Here is a 17,977-nt window from a genome sequence, read left to right as displayed (position 1 = left end):
TTAATTTCACTAGGAGTTCACATGAAATTCACACTCTCCCTTTATAGTAAGAAACAAGTTAATCCTTTCCTTTACACACATAAAAGAGGAGAGTGCGTGAAATGAAACAAGCAGGACAACCTATTCAAAATGAAAAACAATTAGAAACTATCAAAAATATACTTTTACAATCTTCGAAACGTGATGGCTTATTATTCGTATTAGCTGTAAATTCTGGCTTAAAAGTAAGTGAAATCTTACAATTAAAAGTTAGTGATGTAATCGATGAAAATGAAAATGTTCGCCATTCCATTTTATTTTACAATGAAAAAGTAAAGAAACATAAATGGTTTGCTGTAAATGAAGACTTACAGCACGCGATCGAAGACTACATGAAAGAACGTAAAACTTGGAAACGTAATGAACCATTATTAAAGTCTCAAAAAGGAACAAAATCTATTACGAGACAACATGCATGGTACATTTTAAACAAAGCTGCAAAAGAAGTTGGATTAGAAGGGATTAGCTCACATACACTTCGAAAAACTTGGGGATATTGTGCATACAAATCAGGTGTTGATATCGCATTTTTACAACACTTCTTTGATCACAGTACTCCATCAAAAACTTTAAAGTATATCGGTATTGCTTAATAACTCTTATACATAAAAAAGGTTACCATTTTATAAATGGTAACCTTTTTTATGTTTCACACTCTCTTTTCTTGTCTCTCCTATATTGTAGTGGTACTCTAATAATAAGGGGGAGAAATTATGAACACATTAACAATTGAATTACCGAAAGAAACGGCTGAAAAACTTGATTTATTAAAACAAGCTTACGAAAAGAAAACAGGTGCTTCCATTTCTGAGAGTACTCTTGTTCAAACACTTATCTCAAAAGAGTTTATCCAAGCGATAACTCCTTTTGATTTACAACAATTCGTTACTGGAAAAGAACAGCATTAATTGCTGTTCTTTTTTTGATACTTTATCAGGAGTTTACTAGCATTCTCCTCCGAAAAACTTCTTTGCTTCTGCCTAACTTTTTATCAGGAATCTTCCTACCCGTTACTGTCTCATAAAAAGTTTTTTATTTATTTTTCGGAAAACCATTGACAATGATAATGATAACCATTATCATTTATTATGAAGCCAACAATTGATGAATCAACCAAACGCTCAGTAACATTGTTACCCCTCTTTTTCATATAGAAAGGCACTGTACATTCCCCCTGTTTGTACAGTGCCTTTCTTGTTTATTATCATTCAAACAAATTTAATTGCTCAGGCTTCGGCTCACCATATGTAATGTTCATCATTTTCATAAGCTGTTTCGCATTATCCGCTGCATCTCCGCCCGAATTATTGTTAAATAGTACATATATGCCCTTTGTCTTCTTTTTCAATTGCTCTAGTCTTTCTATCCATTCTTCTAATTCTTTATTGTTATAGCGATATAAGCAACGAACCGCTCTCCAATTTTCACCTTTATCCAGCCAGCCATGAACATTTCGTCCATGAAAACGTATTAACACCATCTCTGCATTCGTTACTTCTAAAACGAGCGGTACCGAACCTATCCCCGCCTGTGGCTCGTCACAAATTGTATGAATCCATTTCTCCTGTTCCAAAAACCGTAAAGTCTTATCTCTCATTTCTGGATAAAACCATGTTTGATTTCGAAATTCTATGGCACACGGCAAACCTTCCATTTTTTCTTTCGTATATCGAAGAAAATCTACATTTTTCTTTTTACAATCAAACCATGGTGGATATTGAAATAAAATCGTTTTTAATTTATTAGCTTCTATTAAAGGAAGAATAGATTGTTTATACACATCAAACATCTCGTCGAAGGTAGAAAACGGAATTTCACCTTTCATATGTCCCGTCATCCCTTGATATGCTTTTACGACAAAAGAAAAATCTTTCGGTGTCTCCGTTGCCCATTTTGTATAGTTTCGCGCAGGTTGCATCGCATAAAATGAACTATCCACTTCCACAATAGGAAAATGCTCACTATATGTTCGTAATTTATTTCTATTTTCATAGGGATCTATATATAAAGAATCATGATCTCCCCACCCTGTCACTCCAATGAAAAGCAAATATATCCCTCCTTTTTAACTTCACCTTCTATCCACTCTACTCACTTCCCGAACACTTCGACTAATCAATTTCATTAAGTAGCCCCTTCTTTAAGAGTATCCGTATAAAAATATGATATACTAGATGGAAGAATTTTTAAATTGAGGGGTTATTTATTTATGCTTCCAAACGATGATACTGTATCTCATGAAAAGCGAATAGAAGAATTAGAAAATAAAGTACGTTTTTATGAAGAACTTGTGAATCAATTACCACATCATTTCACATACAAAAATCCACATATTGGTTTACAAATAAAGAAAACGAGAACAACTCATTCTATACAAGACATACAAAAAGAGAATAAAGAGGCTGATTTTCAACTTACTTGCGATTCATTATTTTTATTTGAGCAACTTGAAACATACTTTGTTCATATTTTTGATGCTTTTTCACATCATGTTACCTTTGTTGATAGTAAAGGAAATATAACTTTATGTAATCAAGCTGCAGCAGATGATTTTGGTGTAGTACGAAATGATATAATCGGGAAACCAATTCAACAATTATTAAAATTGCCAGAAGAAAAAATTAAAGCTCTTGAAACATTAAGAACGGGAACTGAATTATATAATGAAGAAGTTTTAGACAAAAATTATGGCATTTTAAATAACCGAATTATTCGTGATTATAACGGAGAGATTTTTAGAGTTATAAGTGTCTTTCATTATTTAAACACAGAACGTGATGCAGAAAAATTTTCGTTAGCAGGGCGAATTGCAGCTGGGATTGCACATGAAGTACGTAATCCTCTTACAACCGTGCGGGGTTATTTACAATTTTTACAAGAAAGTGTTTCTCCATCTAATAAAGAATTATTTGAAAACTTACTCATTCCTGAATTAGACCGGGCAAATAGTATTATTACAAAATTTTTAGCTATTTCAAAAACACGCGAATTTACAAGAGAACCGTTTCCTATTAACACATTTTTACGTGAGTATATTCAACAGTTACTAGCTAGTGAAGTCTTTTTACATAACATTTCAATTGATTATAATTTTTCTACCGAATTAGATAATGTATTAGTCCATATTGATCGTCATGAACTTGTGCAAGTTTTTTTAAACCTATTTCAGAACGCTGTCGATGCTCAAGGTGAAAAAAAACTTTCTATCCAAATTACTAGTTATCGCCTAGATAATTTTGTTCGTATTACTTTCACTGATAATGGAATTGGTATTCCACCAGCCATTCAAGAATATATCTTTGATCCATTCTTCTCAACAAAAGATTCAGGAACAGGACTGGGTTTGTCAGTAACGAAGAAAATTATTCAAAATCATAACGGTACATTAAAAATGACCAGTAATCAAGATGGTACAACTTTCACTATTTCAATTCCAATTTTACCTAAAACGACCCTTGAAAGATTAAATGAATACAAATGAGGTATTCCTCCACAAAAAGCATGCCAATTGTTATATACTCTCAACAATTGGCATGCTTTTTTATATTGAACTAATTTTCTTTCAGTTCTATAACTCTTTCTCCATAACTTAATTGTTTTTGCTTGATAGGCAAACTTCTTATTTTTTTAGAAATAGTAGTTTGTCCATCGCGAATTTAGTACAATTTTCATTTTAATATATAGTAACGACTATTGATTCTATGAAAGAAAGGAATGAAAAGATGAACAATAAAAATAAAGGAAAAGTATTTTATGGTAATGATTGTTGCGAAGTCAGAGCTTGTAGTTATATTAACATCTCCAAGTCCGAACTTACAGAATTCGTTAAACTTCTTCAAGCTCTTGGTCAAGCTATTCAAGCTGTCTTCCAAAACCCTTCTCAAAATAATATCGATAACTTGATTGTTGCCCTAAATAACCTACAAAAATTCCTCAATTGCTTAGATTTGTCTCCAGCACAAAAACAAATTGGAAATTCGATTATCGCTAACCTATTAACTATTTTAAAAACAAAACCTTTCTCATGCGGAGCATTGTATGTTGAGCTACAAAGCTTGCTTAATTATTTATTGTATATCGCTAAGTTATTCAAAGTAGATTGTTGTACGATCGACAAACTAGTTAAACTCATAACAGAGATCCAAACTATCCTAGTTCAATACGGATCAGGTTGCCTTGGAGGAGGAGGCGCAACAGGTGCTACTGGTGCTACCGGGCCTCAAGGTGCTACTGGACCTCAAGGGCCGGCTGGCGCTCAAGGTGCTACTGGACCTCAAGGACCAGCGGGCGCTCAAGGTGCTACTGGTGCTCAAGGGCCTCAAGGTGCTCAGGGACCAGCTGGTGCTCAAGGCGCTACTGGACCTCAGGGCGCTCAAGGTATTCAAGGACCGGCCGGCGCTCAAGGTGCTACTGGTGCTCAAGGACCGGCTGGCGCTCAAGGTGCTACTGGTGCTCAAGGACCGGCTGGCGCTCAAGGTGCTACTGGTGCTCAAGGACCAGCCGGCGCTCAAGGTGCTACTGGTGCTCAAGGACCAGCGGGTGCTCAAGGTGCTACTGGTGCTCAAGGACCGGCGGGTGCAACAGGCGCTACTGGTGCTCAAGGTGCTACCGGCGCAACAGGACCAGCGGGTACTCCAATTCCTGTAACTATCGCTGCAATTGGAAACTCCAATGCTCAAACTATATCACCTGGAATGAATATCCAATTCAATCAAGTTTTTGAAATAAATAATATTAATTTTAATGACACTACAGATACTTTAACAGTTTTAGAAACAGGCGTATATGATATTAGTTTCTCAGCGTCTACAACTTTCCCAGGATCTTCACCATTTGGATTCGGTATTTCATTCAATGGTCAACCACCTACTCGTAATTTCTCAACTAATGTTATCGGTAGTGCTGTTTCGTTCTCTACAATCGTTACTTTACAAGCTGGTACAACGATTTCTATACAGCCTACAGCAAACACTATTTCTATTCCTAACACAGGTGATACAACTGCAACACTATCAGTATTCCGAATTTACTAATTTTCACTAAATAAGCATATTTATAATAATATGTATCGTTTTACCGTGCATTAAATCTCTCTTTATATAGAAAGGAGCACTTATTTGGGAGGATAAGTGCTCCTTCTTTACGTTTCTTTACCTCAAATTTACTCTACCTTAATCCTCATTCTGTATGATAAATATTGAAGTCAAAGATATGAAAGAGGGATGAAAATGAGAGTTATGTCACTAATACGCATTTGGTTTGCTCTTATGGTATGCATTATTTTATGTGTAGGATTTTTTTTAACTCTAAAATATTCCACTATTTCAAAAGCAGAGAGAAAAACTGTTCCATACAAACTTTTGTATACAAAACAAAGCAACATCCCTTATTCCAATGCAACAAATAATGAAAAGAAAGTTATAAAGGGAATGCTTATTACGAAAGCTTCTAGTTCCGAAGCGTTACTTCAAATTGCTGAAACGATTAAAGATCAGTATACAAATAAAAAAATCGATGAAATTACACTTTCTATCCACAATGAAAATAATGGTAATTACGAAGAAGAATTACCTTACGAACCTATTAGCAAAGGAAAAATAATCGTCACATACGATTCTCAATCCTTTGGCAGTACGAACATTATACTTAACGAGTAGTAACTAGTAAGGAGAAGGGATAATTTCAACCGTTTAAAGTTTCATTATGTTTTTCATACAAAAAAGAGGCGAATTTTGTTATTCGCCTCTTTCTTTTACCAAAATGAAGGAATCCATTCTTTCACTTTATCAATCCACTCTTGTTGCTCTTTTTTTCTTTGTTGTTCCTCTTCTTTCCTTCTCTTCTCTTCTTCTTTTCTACGTTTTTCCTCTTCTATTGTATTCAATTGTTTTTTATACTCAGCCTCAGATATGAGCGATAACTGGAATGCTTTTTGAGCTGGATTGGCATTCGCCTTTTTCATAATATCCCGGAACATTGTTGTCGTAATTTGACTGCCCCCTGGAACATAATGATCGCTATCTGTTTTATCATACCCTACCCAAATCGCACCTACTAAATCTGGTGTGTATCCAACAAACCATGAATCCTTTGCCCCACTGCTTGGTCCATTTACAATTTGAGTCGTTCCTGTCTTACCTGCCGTATCAACATTATTAACTTTCGCCTTTTCGCCCGTTCCCTTTTCGACAACGCCTTTTAATAAATATGTCATCTTTTGAGAAATTTTCTCGCTTGTCACTCGTGTCTCTTTCTTATACCACTTTCCAATCGTTTCACCTTCAGCATTTTGTATCTCTCTAATCGCATGAGCTTCCACTTGGACACCGTCATTTGCAAACGTACTATACGCTTGAGCCATTACAAATGGAGATGTCCCCACATGCATCCCGCCTAAAGCGATTGGATACGTACGATCTTCTGGCACTAATGGAATACCAAAACGCTCTAAAGATTTCAATCCTTTATCCAACCCAATTTGCTCTAATAACCAAACAGCTGAAACATTGTACGACTTTGCCACAGCTTCATACATCGTCACATCACCGTGAAAAGTATGATCGCTATTTTGTGGTTTATATTCTTTAATATTAAATGGTTCATCTTTTAATATATCGTATACTTCATACCCTTGCTCTAACGCTGGTACATATACAGCTAAGGGTTTTAACGTTGAGCCAGGTTGTCTTTTTAACTGGGTTGCATGATTAAACTGTAAAAACTGATACGGCCCTCTGCCCCCAACTAAAGCTGGTACGCCACCTGTTTTTGGGTTCATAAGAACTACACCCGTTTGCATAAGTTGGTCTGAGCCACTATCTTTGAAATAGCTATCATTATTCACAACGTCTTCTACAGCTTGTTGTTTTTTCGGATCAAGCTCTGTATAAATACGATAACCACCCGCTAAAATTTCATTTTGTGTTAATTCGTACTTGTCCATCGCTTCTCTAACAATATAATCTACATATTGAGAGTATTTCCCCTTGTATTTATCATCCACACCACGTTTTAACACAAGACCGCTCTCTTTTTCTTTATTATACTGTTCATCAGAAATATATCCTTGCTCTTTCATTAAACTTAAGACGACATTACGTCGTTCGATAGACTTATTAAAGTTTTTATAAGGTGAATAGGCAGACGGTGCTTTAATCAATCCAGCAATCGTTGCAGCTTCTGAAGCTGTTAAATCTTTTACATCTTTATCAAAATAAGATTTAGCTGCCCTTTTTATACCCCAAGCACCTTCACCAAAATAAATTTGGTTCATATACATTTCAATAATTTCATCTTTCGTATACGTACGCTCTATTTTTTTTGTTAAAAAATATTCCTTTATTTTTCGAGAGTATGTGCGGTCTTGGGTCAGAAATACATTTTTCGCAAGTTGTTGCGTAATTGTGCTTCCCCCTGCTACAACTTCTCCTGCTGTAATATTTTTAAAAACTGCACTTATAATTCCACTATAGTAAATACCGTGATGGTTAAAAAATTCCTTATCTTCTACTGCAACAATTGCCTGAACCATAATGTCAGGAATATCTTTCCTTTTAACACCTTCTGTTTTAGAGGAAGCTAATTTAGTCGCAACTTCATTATTTGCATCATAAATTAAGGTCGGTTGCGGAACAGCTTGTTTTAATTCAGATATGTCTTGAATGGAAATTATTATATTTATAGCAATAAATAGAGTAGCAAGTAAACTTCCTAATATAATTAATGAATTCCGAAGTTTCTTCCTCTTATTGAACCACTCCTGCATTTTTTTTAAGTGAGTGTTCTTCAATTTCATTCGTTCACTTCCTTCGTTTGTTTACACTCTTCTTTTCAAAAGGAAGAATATACCTCCTTTTAAATTTATTATAATAACGTAGTCTTTCCTGTAGTGTAAAGCTTTTCTTTCACATTCATACTTTTTACAAGAAAAGGACATTCTACAAGTAAGATATTCAATATTGATTATTAATATTATTAATACAACAATGAGAGTTATGTTAAGTTTTTGTAAACTTTTCGATAAAATGTTTTAAAAAACGACAGTTTTTTGTTAGAATTGACTAGCCAATATATTTTACATATATTACTTTTGTGGGGGTAACTAATAATGGTATTTAAATCAAAAAAAGATAAATTTTCTGAAATGTTAATGAATGTTTCCGAAAATTTAAAAGAAGGCGCGCAGTTTTTCGTGGAGTATAAAATTAAAAATGCTAGCGATTTAAAAGAGTTTTCTATGCGCATGAAAGAGTATGAGTCAAAAGGTGACTCATTTATTCACGAAATCATTATGGAGCTAAACAAAGCGTTTATTACTCCAATTGAACGTGAGGACATCCTACAACTTGCAATGAGTATGGATGATGTATTAGACGGATTAGATCATAGTGCTGGTCTATTCGAAATGTATTCTATTACAGAAGCTGATGAATACATGATTAAATTCGTTGAAGCAATTAATCAATGTGCGATTGAGATTGCAAATTCTGTTGAACTACTGTCTAAAAAGAAGTTAGTCGACATTCGTACGAACGCGATTAAGATTAAGGATTATGAATCACAATGTGATGATATTCGCCGTCATGCGATTAAGCACTTATTCTCTCGTGAGAAAGATCCGATTAAAATTATTCAATACAAAGAGATTTACGAAGAGCTTGAAGAAGTAGCGGATAGCTGCCAAAGCGTTGCAAACGTATTAGAAACAATTATTATGAAGAACGCGTAAGGAGTTTGATCATGGATACACTCTTGTTACTGACCGTTTTAGTAGTCATTTGCGCTTTAGCTTTTGACTTTATTAATGGATTTCACGATACAGCAAACGCTATTGCAACGGCTGTTTCAACGAAAGCTCTAAAGCCTAGACATGCAATTATTATGGCAGCTATTATGAATTTTTTAGGTGCGATGACATTTACAGGTGTAGCAAAAACGATTACAAAAGATATCGTTGATCCATTTGCCTTGCAAAATGGTTCTCTTGTAATTTTAGCTGCTTTACTTGCGGCAATAGCATGGAATTTGATCACTTGGTACTACGGTATTCCAAGTAGTTCTTCGCATGCAATCATTGGCTCAATCGCAGGTGCAGCTATCGCTGCGGCCGGTATTAGCTCATTAAACCTTAAAGGGTTCATAAAAATTCTTGAAGCTTTAATCATTTCACCGATTATCGCTTTTGTTATTGGTTATATCGTATACAGTATATTTAAAGTAGTCTTTAAAAACTTCAATTTAACGAAGACGAACAAAAATTTCCGTATATTCCAGATTTTCACTGCTGCATTACAAGCTTACACACACGGTACGAATGATGCGCAAAAAGCAATGGGAATCATTACAATGGCTCTTATGGCTAATAGCTATCATACTTCTAGCGACATTCCGTTCTGGGTACAATTATCTTGTGCGATTGCAATGGGCCTTGGTACTTCTGTCGGTGGATGGAAAATTATTAAAACTGTCGGTGGACAAATTATGAAAATTCGTCCTGTAAATGGTGTAGCTGCCGATTTATCATCATCTCTTGTTATTTTCGGGGCAACATTCATTCACTTACCAGTTAGTACGACGCACGTTATCTCTTCTTCTATTTTAGGGGTTGGTGCTTCTCATCGTGTGAAAGGTGTAAAATGGGGAACTGCAAAACGCATGTTAATTACTTGGGTTATCACACTTCCTATTTCAGCTTCTTTAGCTGCTTTATTTTACTCTTTATTACACTTAATCTTTTAATCAAAAGTCGTCTTCCTTATTTTTCTAGGAAGACGACTTTTTTGTGAACAAACCTTTTTCTCATGAAAAAGCGTGTATAATAATTGGTGGATAAGTTATATAGAGGAGTTGGCAATTTTGGAATACATCATGTTACTTTTCATCGGGCTAATCGCCGGGACAGTCGGGAGTCTAGTCGGGCTTGGTGGCGGAATTATTATTGTTCCGTTATTAATCGGATTACACAGTCTATCACCACAACTTGCAGTAGGAACTTCAATGGTAACAGTCGTTTTTACAGGACTATCTTCCACCCTTACTTATATGAAGCATAAACGAGTGGATTACAAAAGTGGACTTATTTTATTTATCGGGAGTGGCCCTGGTGGTATCATCGGCTCGTGGGCAAACAAATTTTTAAACCAAGATACATTTTCTTTATATTTTGGGATTTTCCTTATTTTTGTCTCCATTCTTCTTATGTTACGAGACAAATTAAACCCTCTTTCTTTATCAAATATGACGGTAATTAAACGTTCTTTTACAGATAACGAAGGAAACACTGTACACTATCAATTTCCACCACTTCTCGCTATCTTTATCGCCTTTATAGTTGGTTTTATATCTGGGTTATTTGGAATTGGTGGCGGTGCCTTACTTGTTCCAGCAATGATGCTACTTTTTGCATTCCCAGCACATATCGCTGTAGCAACTTCGATGTTTATCGTATTTCTATCAGCAATTGTAAGTTCTGCAACTCACATCTCCCTTGGAAATGTCAGCTGGATTTACGCATTAATTCTTATTCCTGGTGCATGGATTGGCGGAAAAATCGGGGCTTATATCAATACAAAATTAAGTGGTAAAGCCGTAATTAATTTATTACGTATCACATTAATTATTCTCGGGACTAGATTAATTATTACTTCTTTTTTATGACGTGTTCTTTTTAGAATACGTTTTTTCTTATACACATGAATATAAAAATCCTCCTAAGAGAACAAATAAAATTAAACAAACACATAATAGCATATAATTTGAAATATGTACTTTCTTCAAGTTGACCACTCCTATAACTGCGACTGTTATCTTTATGATAGCGAAAAAATAGTTTACTTGCAGTTACAAAGTGCTAACAATGCAAAATCATTTATTACAAATTTTATCCTTATATTTCATTTCTTTGTATATTCTATCGGTTTAATAAAAAAAGATGTCATATTGACATCTTTTTTAATGAAGAAGTGACCATCCCATAAAATCCTCATGTACTTGGCACGCCCTCTTATCGTTTCGATCATATAATTCAGCATAACTATCTGTTTCTTCATCATAAGCCATCGTATAAATAATTTGGCCGTCTACTTCAACGGATAATACGACTCCACCTTTCATCTCTTCTACATGAATGATAGCATTCGCCGGAATTCTCATATCCGTCATTTTTATCGCATCTAACAATATACTAAACCCCCTACAGCGTATTCATTGCTAGTACTATTACACACTAAATAGTATACTACTGTAATAGCATACATTTCGTCAATGAAATTGCTGTTTAAATAGCATATTGTCTTTATACATATACGCTACAATAAAAGAAATAGAAATGTTTAAATGGGGGGCTAACATTGATTCTACACAAAGGAGATGTACTATTCCGTCAAGGCGAGGACGGTCCTTTATATTTTATAAAAACAGGCTTATTAAAAGTAGTAAGGATCGAAGAAGATGGAACGCCATTTTTATTCAACATTATTGTTCCAGGTGAAACGATACCTCACCATTCTTTAATTTCACCGAAGGAGTATCACGGTACAGCAATCGCTTTAATGAAAACAGAAGTTGAACCTATCATTAGTAGTGAATGGTACGATCAACTTCAGGCAAATCCCGCTTCGTACGCAAATATCGCTATGCAATTACAATCAAAATTAAGAATGATGCAGCAGCGTATCGATCAATTAACAACCGTCTCTCCGAAAGAACGTCTTCATCGTTTACAAGAATGGTTCACACTATATTTAGGTGACATTCCTATATATGAAATATTGACGCAAACTGAAATTGGCCAACTGATTGGTATACGCCGTGAAACGGTAAATCGACTATTACGAGAACAAATAAAAAACGAGGTAAAATAATACCTCGTTTTTCGCTTATTCAAATCCATCTTATTGTAAGCTTGCTGCTGGACCGAAAAATTCATAATGAATATGCTCTTGTTTCACACCTAAATCAGTTAGTGCAGCATTTATATGTTTCATAAATGGTACAGGACCACAGAAATAAAATTCTGCTTCCGTTGTCGGGATAATAGTCTGTAACCATTCAGATTCAATGAAACCTTCTTTATCAAAGTTCTTCATTTCCAAATCTTTTTCAGTTGGTGCAGAATAACAAGTGTACGCTTTAACTTGTTCGTATTCATTATCTACTGCCTCAACGTGTTCTTTCATTGCATGTGTATTACTATTTATCGCTGCATGAACAAAACATACATTACGTGTTGAGTCTCGTTCAATTAACGTATTTAGCATACTCATCATCGGAGTAATACCTACTCCACCACTAATTAGTACAACTGGTAAAGTTGAATCCATATTTAACACGAAATCTCCTGCTGGTGCACTTACTGGTAACATATCGCCTTCTTCTACATGATCATGTAAGTAGTTAGATACTTTACCATCCGGTGTATCTACACCTTTTTCTTTCTTTACACTAATACGATAATATTCTTTTCCAGGAGCATCTGATAAGCTATATTGACGATTATGTGTATATGTTTCACCTTCGATATTTATTTGAATCGTTACATATTGTCCTGGGATGAATGCAGAAACTTTCCCGCCATCTTCAGGTTTTAAATAAAATGACGTAATAACATCGCTTTCCTTTACTTTTTTAACAACTACAAAGTTACGGAAATCTTTCCATCCACCTTCTTTATGTGCCGCTTCTTCATACATCTCTGCTTCAATGCTAATGAATGCATCAGCAATGACACCATAAGCTTCTCCCCATGCATTTAAAACTTCATCAGGTGCACCTGCAACCTCTTTAATTGCGCGTAGTAAACATGTACCTACAATCGGGTAATGCTCCGCTTTAATACCTAAACTTCTATGCTTATGACCAATTTGTTTTACAACTGGAATAATAGCTTCTAAATTATCAATGTACGTTGCAGCTGCATAAACAGCATTTGCTAGCGCTTGTTGTTGTCTTCCCTTTTTCTGATTTGTATGATTGAAAATATTCAATAACTCCGGATGTTCCAAAAATAAAATTTCATAAAATCTCGTTGTAATTTCAACGCCTTTTTCTTGTAATAATGGTACTGTTGACTTTACGATTTCAATTGTTTTTGCACTTAACATTGTATCCCACTCCTCTATTTCCTTAACTGTTTTTAGTTTAACTGAATTGTATAGTACATATTGTGATTTTAATCACTATTCACACGGTGTTTTTGTGAAAAATATATGAACATTGCACTTACAAAAGAAAATAAGCCAACTAGAATGCTAGCTAGCTTATTATTATTTGGACTGTATCGCTTGTTCAATTACCCTTATATCTTTCCCATCTCCAAACTCTGTATACCCCCAGATATTCGTTTCACCTCTATATTTATTTACGATAATATCCAGGTCATGGTATACACGATGCGCATAAACTACATACTCAATATTTTGAAGTTCCACACCTTTTTTTGCAATTTCATAGCTTCTATTTACATCACGTTTTATTTTTTCATTCTTTATTTCTGTATGTATATTTTTTAAAGACGATTCTTGTTGTTGAAACCATTGTTTCAATTGGTTCCAGTCCCCTTCTGTATAATTCTCTGCTTTACCATAATTTAAGAAATTATTATAACTTTCATGTGTCATACGAATAAAATCCAGTACTTTTGTCTCTTCTTGTACATCTTCTATTTGAGCTATCGTATTTACCTCAGCAGGCTTATTCGCATAATGTAACAGCACTTTCATAAGACTATAACTCGCAATGATCATCACGATAATAATCCCGAATACACGTAACAATTTCTTCATATACAGAACCCCTTCTCTACTAGAGATATTACAATGTAGTACTATACTTGTAACATTCTCTCGTAGAAATCTAATTCCTGTATAAATTCTTCCTATCATTTCGACAATATTTTTCTATACATTCCTCGTTGGCAAATGTTCTTGTAAAACCATATACCCTTCATAAGCTGCGTAACCGAGTATAGCCATTAATCCGATATAACAAGCAAATACCGTCCATTTCGTTTTCGTATCCACTTTGTAATAATTTTCCTGTTGTCTCTTTTCTGCATCCCATTCCTGTAATTTTCTTTCTGATATTTCAAATGCTTCTCTTATATGAATTGTATGCGTTTCTTTTTCATCTTCATACGGAACGTAATCAAGCGGCTCATACTTCGGTAAAAGATACTCTAACACTTCAATCTTTTGAAATTCTCCTGTTTTTAATTCTTTCTCTCTTTCTTTATGCCTTAATACATTTATTTCATGTTGCATCATATATATATTTCGATGTACTGCACCCGTTTCTTTTAATTCCTCTTCCAGCCTTGCAACATATTCTTTCATTCCATCAATTCTATATCCTAATTCCTTAATCGGCTCATCTCGCTTTATTACTCTATATAATTCCATACAGCCGATAATAACAATAAATCCTCCTAAAATACTTTTAAAGTAAATGGAATAACCGAGCAATACAATAAGACCCGTTCCCCAAATCTTTGTACTTACAACTGAGATAATTCGTCCACCATCTAATGGAGAAACTGGAATCAAGTTAAAGAAGTTAATCATACTTCCAAGCAAAATAATTAATGCCCAAAATGGCTCTTTCGTTATTATATAAAGTGGAATTGCAGGCAAAAATGACAACAAGCCGAAAAGAGGTCCCATATAGGCGATATAAGCTTCATCTTTTGCATTTTTCGGCATCTCTTTCATCCCAATAAGAGCACCCATAAATGGAATAAATATTGCTGGTGATGTTGGTATACCTTTTCTTTTCGCAGCCCATAAATGGCCCATTTCATGAATAAACAACAAATAAATGAGCGCTACTCCAAATTTCCACCCATATATAACTGCGTATGCACCAAGTGATAGAAACATACTAAATACCGTTGAAAACTTTGCTAATTTAAAAATTGCAAATACCCACTTTAACTTAGAAAGTAAAAATAAACCTATGGCAACAATAATTCCCCATAATCCTTTTTTATTATTTTTCATATTCCTCTCCTTTATCTCTCATTAATGAATCATATTTATTCATTAACGCCGGTTCTTTCTCTATTATGACATATTTTTTTCTATTGTTAGAAATAATGTTTATATAATCCATTTTTAGCCAAAAATATAAATAAAAGGAGGTGTATACGAATGAATTTACAATCTCTCATAATAGGCGCGCTATCGTTTTTAGCTTCAACTCTTATTTTTTATACCGTTAGCTACGTATTATTATTAGATTTGTTGCCAAATCACATATTTATTGCTTTTATCATCCTTTCCGCTCTTATGATTTCTTTTCTTATTACGCGAAAATCAATGAATGAGCCCTCTGCAAAAGCAAAGTAATAGAGAGGGGTTTTTCCCCTCTCTATTATCATTTCCTAGGAAAGTCCATATAAACTTTACAAATTACATTCATCCCGATCCTCCAGGGCTAATTAAAGTTTCGTTTTATCTTTGTAAATTCATTTTTTCACCATACTCTTTAACAATTTGAATGATATTTTGAAAAACACCTATTTTTTCTTTTTTACTATTTAATATTTTTAAATCATAATTTTCATAATATGTTTCTAATGCCTTTAATTGTGATTCTGAAGCGTCTTTTACCTGCACAGTAGCATGCAATTCATACTGTTTATACCCTTCCTTTACCTTTTCCCCTAAAAATTTTTCACTCTCTTTTTCTCCAATTAATTTTTGAACTTTTTCTGGGAAGATGACTTGTAAATAATATTCTTGTTCCTTCTCTAACTTGTTGTATAGTGATTGTGAAATCGTATACCGTACCGTATAATTCACTTTTTGATCACCTGCTTTAATATGAAACGCGGTAATCTGCAAATCTTTTTTTGTTACTTCCGTTAAAGGACCTGCCTGCATCTCATCTTCTTTTTGTTCTGAAACATTTGGAAATATAGCTAAAAGCTTTTCCGTATCTTTTTTATTCAGCATGTACATAGCGTTCTTATATTGTAGCCATCCTCGTCTATCTTCTCCTCTTAGCCATGCATAATAGGTTTCTTTTTTTCCATCTCTACTAATTTGTATTTCATATTCCGGCTCACCAAAACTACCTGTTACGTCTTGTTTTTCCGCTTTATCTATAATGTCTATTACTAACTTAGCTTCTGATTCCTGTAACTTTTTCTCTTTATCTTTTTTTTGTATAACGGTTACCCCTACTGTTTCTTTCACTTCATTCACCGTCTCTTCTACTTTTTTTGTTTCTTTTTTTTGCTCAACTTGACCACAAGATGCTAGTAACATAACAAACAACAACAATACATATTTCCTTTTCAACTTAATCCTCCTTTTACAATAAGAAATCCTTATACTCATCATATAAAAAACAAAAACGTGACACACTATAAAATGCGCTATAATAAGCATTGAAAGGAGGTCTTTTTCATGTCCATTAATTTTCACGATGCAAATAATAAATACACATACGCACAGCGAAACGCCCATATTTCTTGGGGTGAAATGATAAAGAGTATTACAAACATACAAAACAAGCAAATAATCGATATCGGCTGTGGTGGCGGTATTTATACGAAAGAACTCGCCCTTATGGGAGCAAAAAGTGTTCTTGGGCTTGATTTTTCAAAAGAAATATTACAGGCTGCAAAAGAAAATTGTAACGGTTTTCCAAACATTTCTTTCATTCACGGTGATGCACATAGCGTCCCATATCCTAATGAAACATTCGACATTGTTATTTCGCGCGCAGTTATTCATCATTTACAAGACATTCCTACATTTCTACGTGAAGCTTCTCGTATATTAAAGAAAAACGGTGTGCTCATTGTACAAGACCGCACCATTGAAGATTGTACAATTCCAGGAAGCCCCGAACACATTCGTGGATATTTCTTCTCCATCTTTCCAAACCTTATTGAAATAGAAGCAAAAAGAAGACCAAAAACCACCACGATACAACAAGAATTACAAAAATATTTTCTTCACGTGTTCCCCACTCAAACACAATGGGAAGTACGCAAAATACATGATTCTGTAGAAGCATTGTTACAAGATTTATCACCTCGAACAGGTCGATCCATTCTATACGAATTAACAGATTATGAACTTTCTCAACTTCTACAACAGGTCCAGACCGCCTTACAAAACACCTCTCCTATCATTGAAAGAGATCGGTGGACAATTTGGAGTGCCATGAAATTGTAAGGAAGGAAGCCTCACAAAATAATGTGAGGCTTCCTTCTTTCATAATCTACTTTTGCAACACTCTTGATATCCTCCACTTCTGGCCTGTGCACTTCCACACTTCGGACATACTAAATATCTAGACTGATTTGTCAACAAACTACCTTTTTGAAAGAGTAAAACTTCTGCTTGTTTAAACGAACGCGAATAATATAACCACATAAAACCAATTATAGCAATAATGCCAAATAATACTCCCATCGCAAGCATTTCAGTCACCTCTTTTGGTTTGTTCTTTCCAGCAAGTGGATTGTTGTATTATTCTCTGCAAATTCAAACAATACCTTCTTTACTCCTATAAATATCAACTTTCTCTATAAATTTTACAATTCTCCAGAAAATTTTACTCCCATTTTACAATCCACCATTCCCTTCACATCAACGAATATCACATTCAATATTTCCGTATATAAATATGCCTTTCAAAAAAATATATTGACTTTCAAAAAAAAACATGCAACAATACTGTCAGAATACTTGAATAAAAATTCATTGACGAGAAAGAGTACGTTATAGGACTGTCCCCCAGAGAGTTGGCGAATTGCTGAAAGCCAACGTTCAGTGCGTAGCCGAAAATCATCTCCGAGAAGTAGAACCGAATGTTGCAGTAAGTTCTTACCGGCTGTCCCCCGTTACAAGGAACACGTATCATGTTGTACGTTGTAAAGCCGTATACATATAGACTCATTTCTACATGTATAAATTAGGGTGGTATC

General features: G+C 34.5%; 19 protein-coding genes and 1 other annotated feature (1 of these 20 running past the window's edge). Of the genes, 11 read left to right on the top strand and 8 right to left on the bottom strand.

What is annotated here, in order from left to right; all coding sequences use genetic code 11:
- Window positions 1-101 precede the first annotated feature (101 nt).
- A complete protein-coding gene (locus MR113_RS03370; protein ID WP_000806236.1) occupies window positions 102-632 on the top strand; it encodes a tyrosine-type recombinase/integrase in 531 nt (176 codons plus the stop codon).
- Window positions 633-752: 120 nt separating this feature from the next.
- Entirely contained in the window at window positions 753-947 is a 195-nt protein-coding gene (locus tag MR113_RS03365) for a DUF3924 domain-containing protein (RefSeq protein WP_001094861.1), read from the top strand.
- A gap of 296 nt (window positions 948-1,243) precedes the next feature.
- On the opposite strand, the gene MR113_RS03360 is transcribed toward MR113_RS03365, so the two are convergent.
- Window positions 1,244-2,089, bottom strand: coding sequence for a DUF72 domain-containing protein (locus tag MR113_RS03360; protein ID WP_242251012.1), 846 nt, complete (start codon window positions 2,087-2,089; stop codon window positions 1,244-1,246).
- A 159-nt stretch (window positions 2,090-2,248) separates the two neighbouring features.
- Here MR113_RS03360 and MR113_RS03355 point away from each other — a divergent pair, with 159 nt between their 5' ends.
- From MR113_RS03355 to MR113_RS03345, 3 genes are all read left to right on the top strand, one after another.
- Window positions 2,249-3,520, top strand: coding sequence for an ATP-binding protein (locus MR113_RS03355; RefSeq protein ID WP_242251011.1), 1,272 nt, complete (start codon window positions 2,249-2,251; stop codon window positions 3,518-3,520).
- A 241-nt stretch (window positions 3,521-3,761) separates the two neighbouring features.
- On the top strand, window positions 3,762-5,072 hold the full coding sequence (locus tag MR113_RS03350) for a Gly-Xaa-Xaa repeat protein (RefSeq protein ID WP_242250996.1): 1,311 nt from the start codon (window positions 3,762-3,764) through the stop codon (window positions 5,070-5,072).
- A 195-nt stretch (window positions 5,073-5,267) separates the two neighbouring features.
- The gene (locus MR113_RS03345; RefSeq protein WP_242250994.1) at window positions 5,268-5,696 is read left to right on the top strand and encodes a hypothetical protein; all 429 of its coding nucleotides are present in this window, start codon (window positions 5,268-5,270) and stop codon (window positions 5,694-5,696) included.
- Between the two features lie 95 nt (window positions 5,697-5,791).
- Here MR113_RS03345 and MR113_RS03340 read toward each other — a convergent pair whose 3' ends face one another.
- On the bottom strand, window positions 5,792-7,834 hold the full coding sequence (locus MR113_RS03340) for a transglycosylase domain-containing protein (RefSeq protein ID WP_242250992.1): 2,043 nt from the start codon (window positions 7,832-7,834) through the stop codon (window positions 5,792-5,794).
- 312 nt (window positions 7,835-8,146) lie between these two features.
- On the opposite strand from MR113_RS03340, the gene MR113_RS03335 reads away from it, so the two are divergent.
- The 3 genes from MR113_RS03335 (at window position 8,147) to MR113_RS03325 (ending at window position 10,695) form a co-directional block, all read left to right on the top strand.
- Entirely contained in the window at window positions 8,147-8,767 is a 621-nt protein-coding gene (locus MR113_RS03335) for a DUF47 domain-containing protein (protein WP_000231446.1), read from the top strand.
- Between the two features lie 11 nt (window positions 8,768-8,778).
- A complete protein-coding gene (locus MR113_RS03330) occupies window positions 8,779-9,777 on the top strand; it encodes an inorganic phosphate transporter (protein ID WP_061680306.1) in 999 nt (332 codons plus the stop codon).
- A 117-nt stretch (window positions 9,778-9,894) separates the two neighbouring features.
- A complete protein-coding gene (locus MR113_RS03325) occupies window positions 9,895-10,695 on the top strand; it encodes a sulfite exporter TauE/SafE family protein (protein ID WP_000455763.1) in 801 nt (266 codons plus the stop codon).
- A 294-nt stretch (window positions 10,696-10,989) separates the two neighbouring features.
- Here the strand turns inward: MR113_RS03325 and MR113_RS03320 are convergent, their stop codons facing one another.
- Entirely contained in the window at window positions 10,990-11,217 is a 228-nt protein-coding gene (locus MR113_RS03320) for a hypothetical protein (protein ID WP_000882907.1), read from the bottom strand.
- Window positions 11,218-11,387: 170 nt separating this feature from the next.
- On the opposite strand from MR113_RS03320, the gene MR113_RS03315 reads away from it, so the two are divergent.
- Window positions 11,388-11,900: a Crp/Fnr family transcriptional regulator gene (locus tag MR113_RS03315; protein WP_000600576.1), complete on the top strand. Its 513-nt coding sequence runs from the start codon at window positions 11,388-11,390 to the stop codon at window positions 11,898-11,900.
- A 30-nt stretch (window positions 11,901-11,930) separates the two neighbouring features.
- Here the strand turns inward: MR113_RS03315 and hmpA are convergent, their stop codons facing one another.
- The 3 genes from hmpA to MR113_RS03300 form a co-directional block, all read right to left on the bottom strand.
- Window positions 11,931-13,139 (bottom strand): NO-inducible flavohemoprotein, encoded by a 1,209-nt coding sequence (hmpA, locus tag MR113_RS03310; RefSeq protein ID WP_242250990.1) that lies wholly within the window; start codon window positions 13,137-13,139, stop codon window positions 11,931-11,933.
- Window positions 13,140-13,301: 162 nt separating this feature from the next.
- Window positions 13,302-13,820, bottom strand: a complete 519-nt coding sequence (locus MR113_RS03305; protein WP_242250978.1) for a hypothetical protein — start codon at window positions 13,818-13,820, stop codon at window positions 13,302-13,304.
- A 114-nt stretch (window positions 13,821-13,934) separates the two neighbouring features.
- Complete coding sequence (locus MR113_RS03300) at window positions 13,935-15,032, bottom strand: site-2 protease family protein (RefSeq protein ID WP_242250968.1); 1,098 nt, start codon at window positions 15,030-15,032, stop codon at window positions 13,935-13,937.
- A 150-nt stretch (window positions 15,033-15,182) separates the two neighbouring features.
- Here MR113_RS03300 and MR113_RS03295 point away from each other — a divergent pair, with 150 nt between their 5' ends.
- Complete coding sequence (locus tag MR113_RS03295) at window positions 15,183-15,380, top strand: hypothetical protein (protein ID WP_001053351.1); 198 nt, start codon at window positions 15,183-15,185, stop codon at window positions 15,378-15,380.
- Window positions 15,381-15,485: 105 nt separating this feature from the next.
- Here the strand turns inward: MR113_RS03295 and MR113_RS03290 are convergent, their stop codons facing one another.
- Window positions 15,486-16,337, bottom strand: a complete 852-nt coding sequence (locus MR113_RS03290; protein WP_242250959.1) for a YhfM domain-containing protein — start codon at window positions 16,335-16,337, stop codon at window positions 15,486-15,488.
- A 108-nt stretch (window positions 16,338-16,445) separates the two neighbouring features.
- On the opposite strand from MR113_RS03290, the gene MR113_RS03285 reads away from it, so the two are divergent.
- The gene (locus tag MR113_RS03285; RefSeq protein ID WP_242250957.1) at window positions 16,446-17,222 is read left to right on the top strand and encodes a class I SAM-dependent methyltransferase; all 777 of its coding nucleotides are present in this window, start codon (window positions 16,446-16,448) and stop codon (window positions 17,220-17,222) included.
- Window positions 17,223-17,261: 39 nt separating this feature from the next.
- Here MR113_RS03285 and MR113_RS03280 read toward each other — a convergent pair whose 3' ends face one another.
- Window positions 17,262-17,471 carry a hypothetical protein gene (locus tag MR113_RS03280; RefSeq protein WP_088095727.1) on the bottom strand — a complete coding sequence of 70 codons (210 nt, stop codon included), beginning with the start codon at window positions 17,469-17,471 and terminating at the stop codon, window positions 17,262-17,264.
- Window positions 17,472-17,744: 273 nt separating this feature from the next.
- Window positions 17,745-17,977, top strand: a binding site (T-box leader); it runs 26 nt beyond the window's last position.

The sequence above is a fragment of the Bacillus cereus group sp. BfR-BA-01379 genome, from assembly GCF_022663605.1.
Lineage (GTDB): Bacteria > Bacillota > Bacilli > Bacillales > Bacillaceae_G > Bacillus_A > Bacillus_A mobilis.
Note: the sequence above shows the minus strand (reverse complement) of the source record. Positions and strands in the feature narration are given on the sequence as shown.

Coding starts and splice junctions, on each gene's coding strand:
- MR113_RS03345 (WP_242250994.1), top strand. CDS start 5,268: ATGAGAGTTATGTCACTAATACGCATTTGGTTTGCTCTTATGGTATGC.
- MR113_RS03300 (WP_242250968.1), bottom strand. CDS start 15,032: ATGAAAAATAATAAAAAAGGATTATGGGGAATTATTGTTGCCATAGGT.
- hmpA (WP_242250990.1), bottom strand. CDS start 13,139: ATGTTAAGTGCAAAAACAATTGAAATCGTAAAGTCAACAGTACCATTA.
- MR113_RS03355 (WP_242251011.1), top strand. CDS start 2,249: ATGCTTCCAAACGATGATACTGTATCTCATGAAAAGCGAATAGAAGAA.
- MR113_RS03330 (WP_061680306.1), top strand. CDS start 8,779: ATGGATACACTCTTGTTACTGACCGTTTTAGTAGTCATTTGCGCTTTA.
- MR113_RS03285 (WP_242250957.1), top strand. CDS start 16,446: ATGTCCATTAATTTTCACGATGCAAATAATAAATACACATACGCACAG.
- MR113_RS03370 (WP_000806236.1), top strand. CDS start 102: ATGAAACAAGCAGGACAACCTATTCAAAATGAAAAACAATTAGAAACT.
- MR113_RS03295 (WP_001053351.1), top strand. CDS start 15,183: ATGAATTTACAATCTCTCATAATAGGCGCGCTATCGTTTTTAGCTTCA.
- MR113_RS03350 (WP_242250996.1), top strand. CDS start 3,762: ATGAACAATAAAAATAAAGGAAAAGTATTTTATGGTAATGATTGTTGC.
- MR113_RS03365 (WP_001094861.1), top strand. CDS start 753: ATGAACACATTAACAATTGAATTACCGAAAGAAACGGCTGAAAAACTT.
- MR113_RS03335 (WP_000231446.1), top strand. CDS start 8,147: ATGGTATTTAAATCAAAAAAAGATAAATTTTCTGAAATGTTAATGAAT.
- MR113_RS03340 (WP_242250992.1), bottom strand. CDS start 7,834: ATGAAATTGAAGAACACTCACTTAAAAAAAATGCAGGAGTGGTTCAAT.
- MR113_RS03305 (WP_242250978.1), bottom strand. CDS start 13,820: ATGAAGAAATTGTTACGTGTATTCGGGATTATTATCGTGATGATCATT.
- MR113_RS03280 (WP_088095727.1), bottom strand. CDS start 17,471: ATGCTTGCGATGGGAGTATTATTTGGCATTATTGCTATAATTGGTTTT.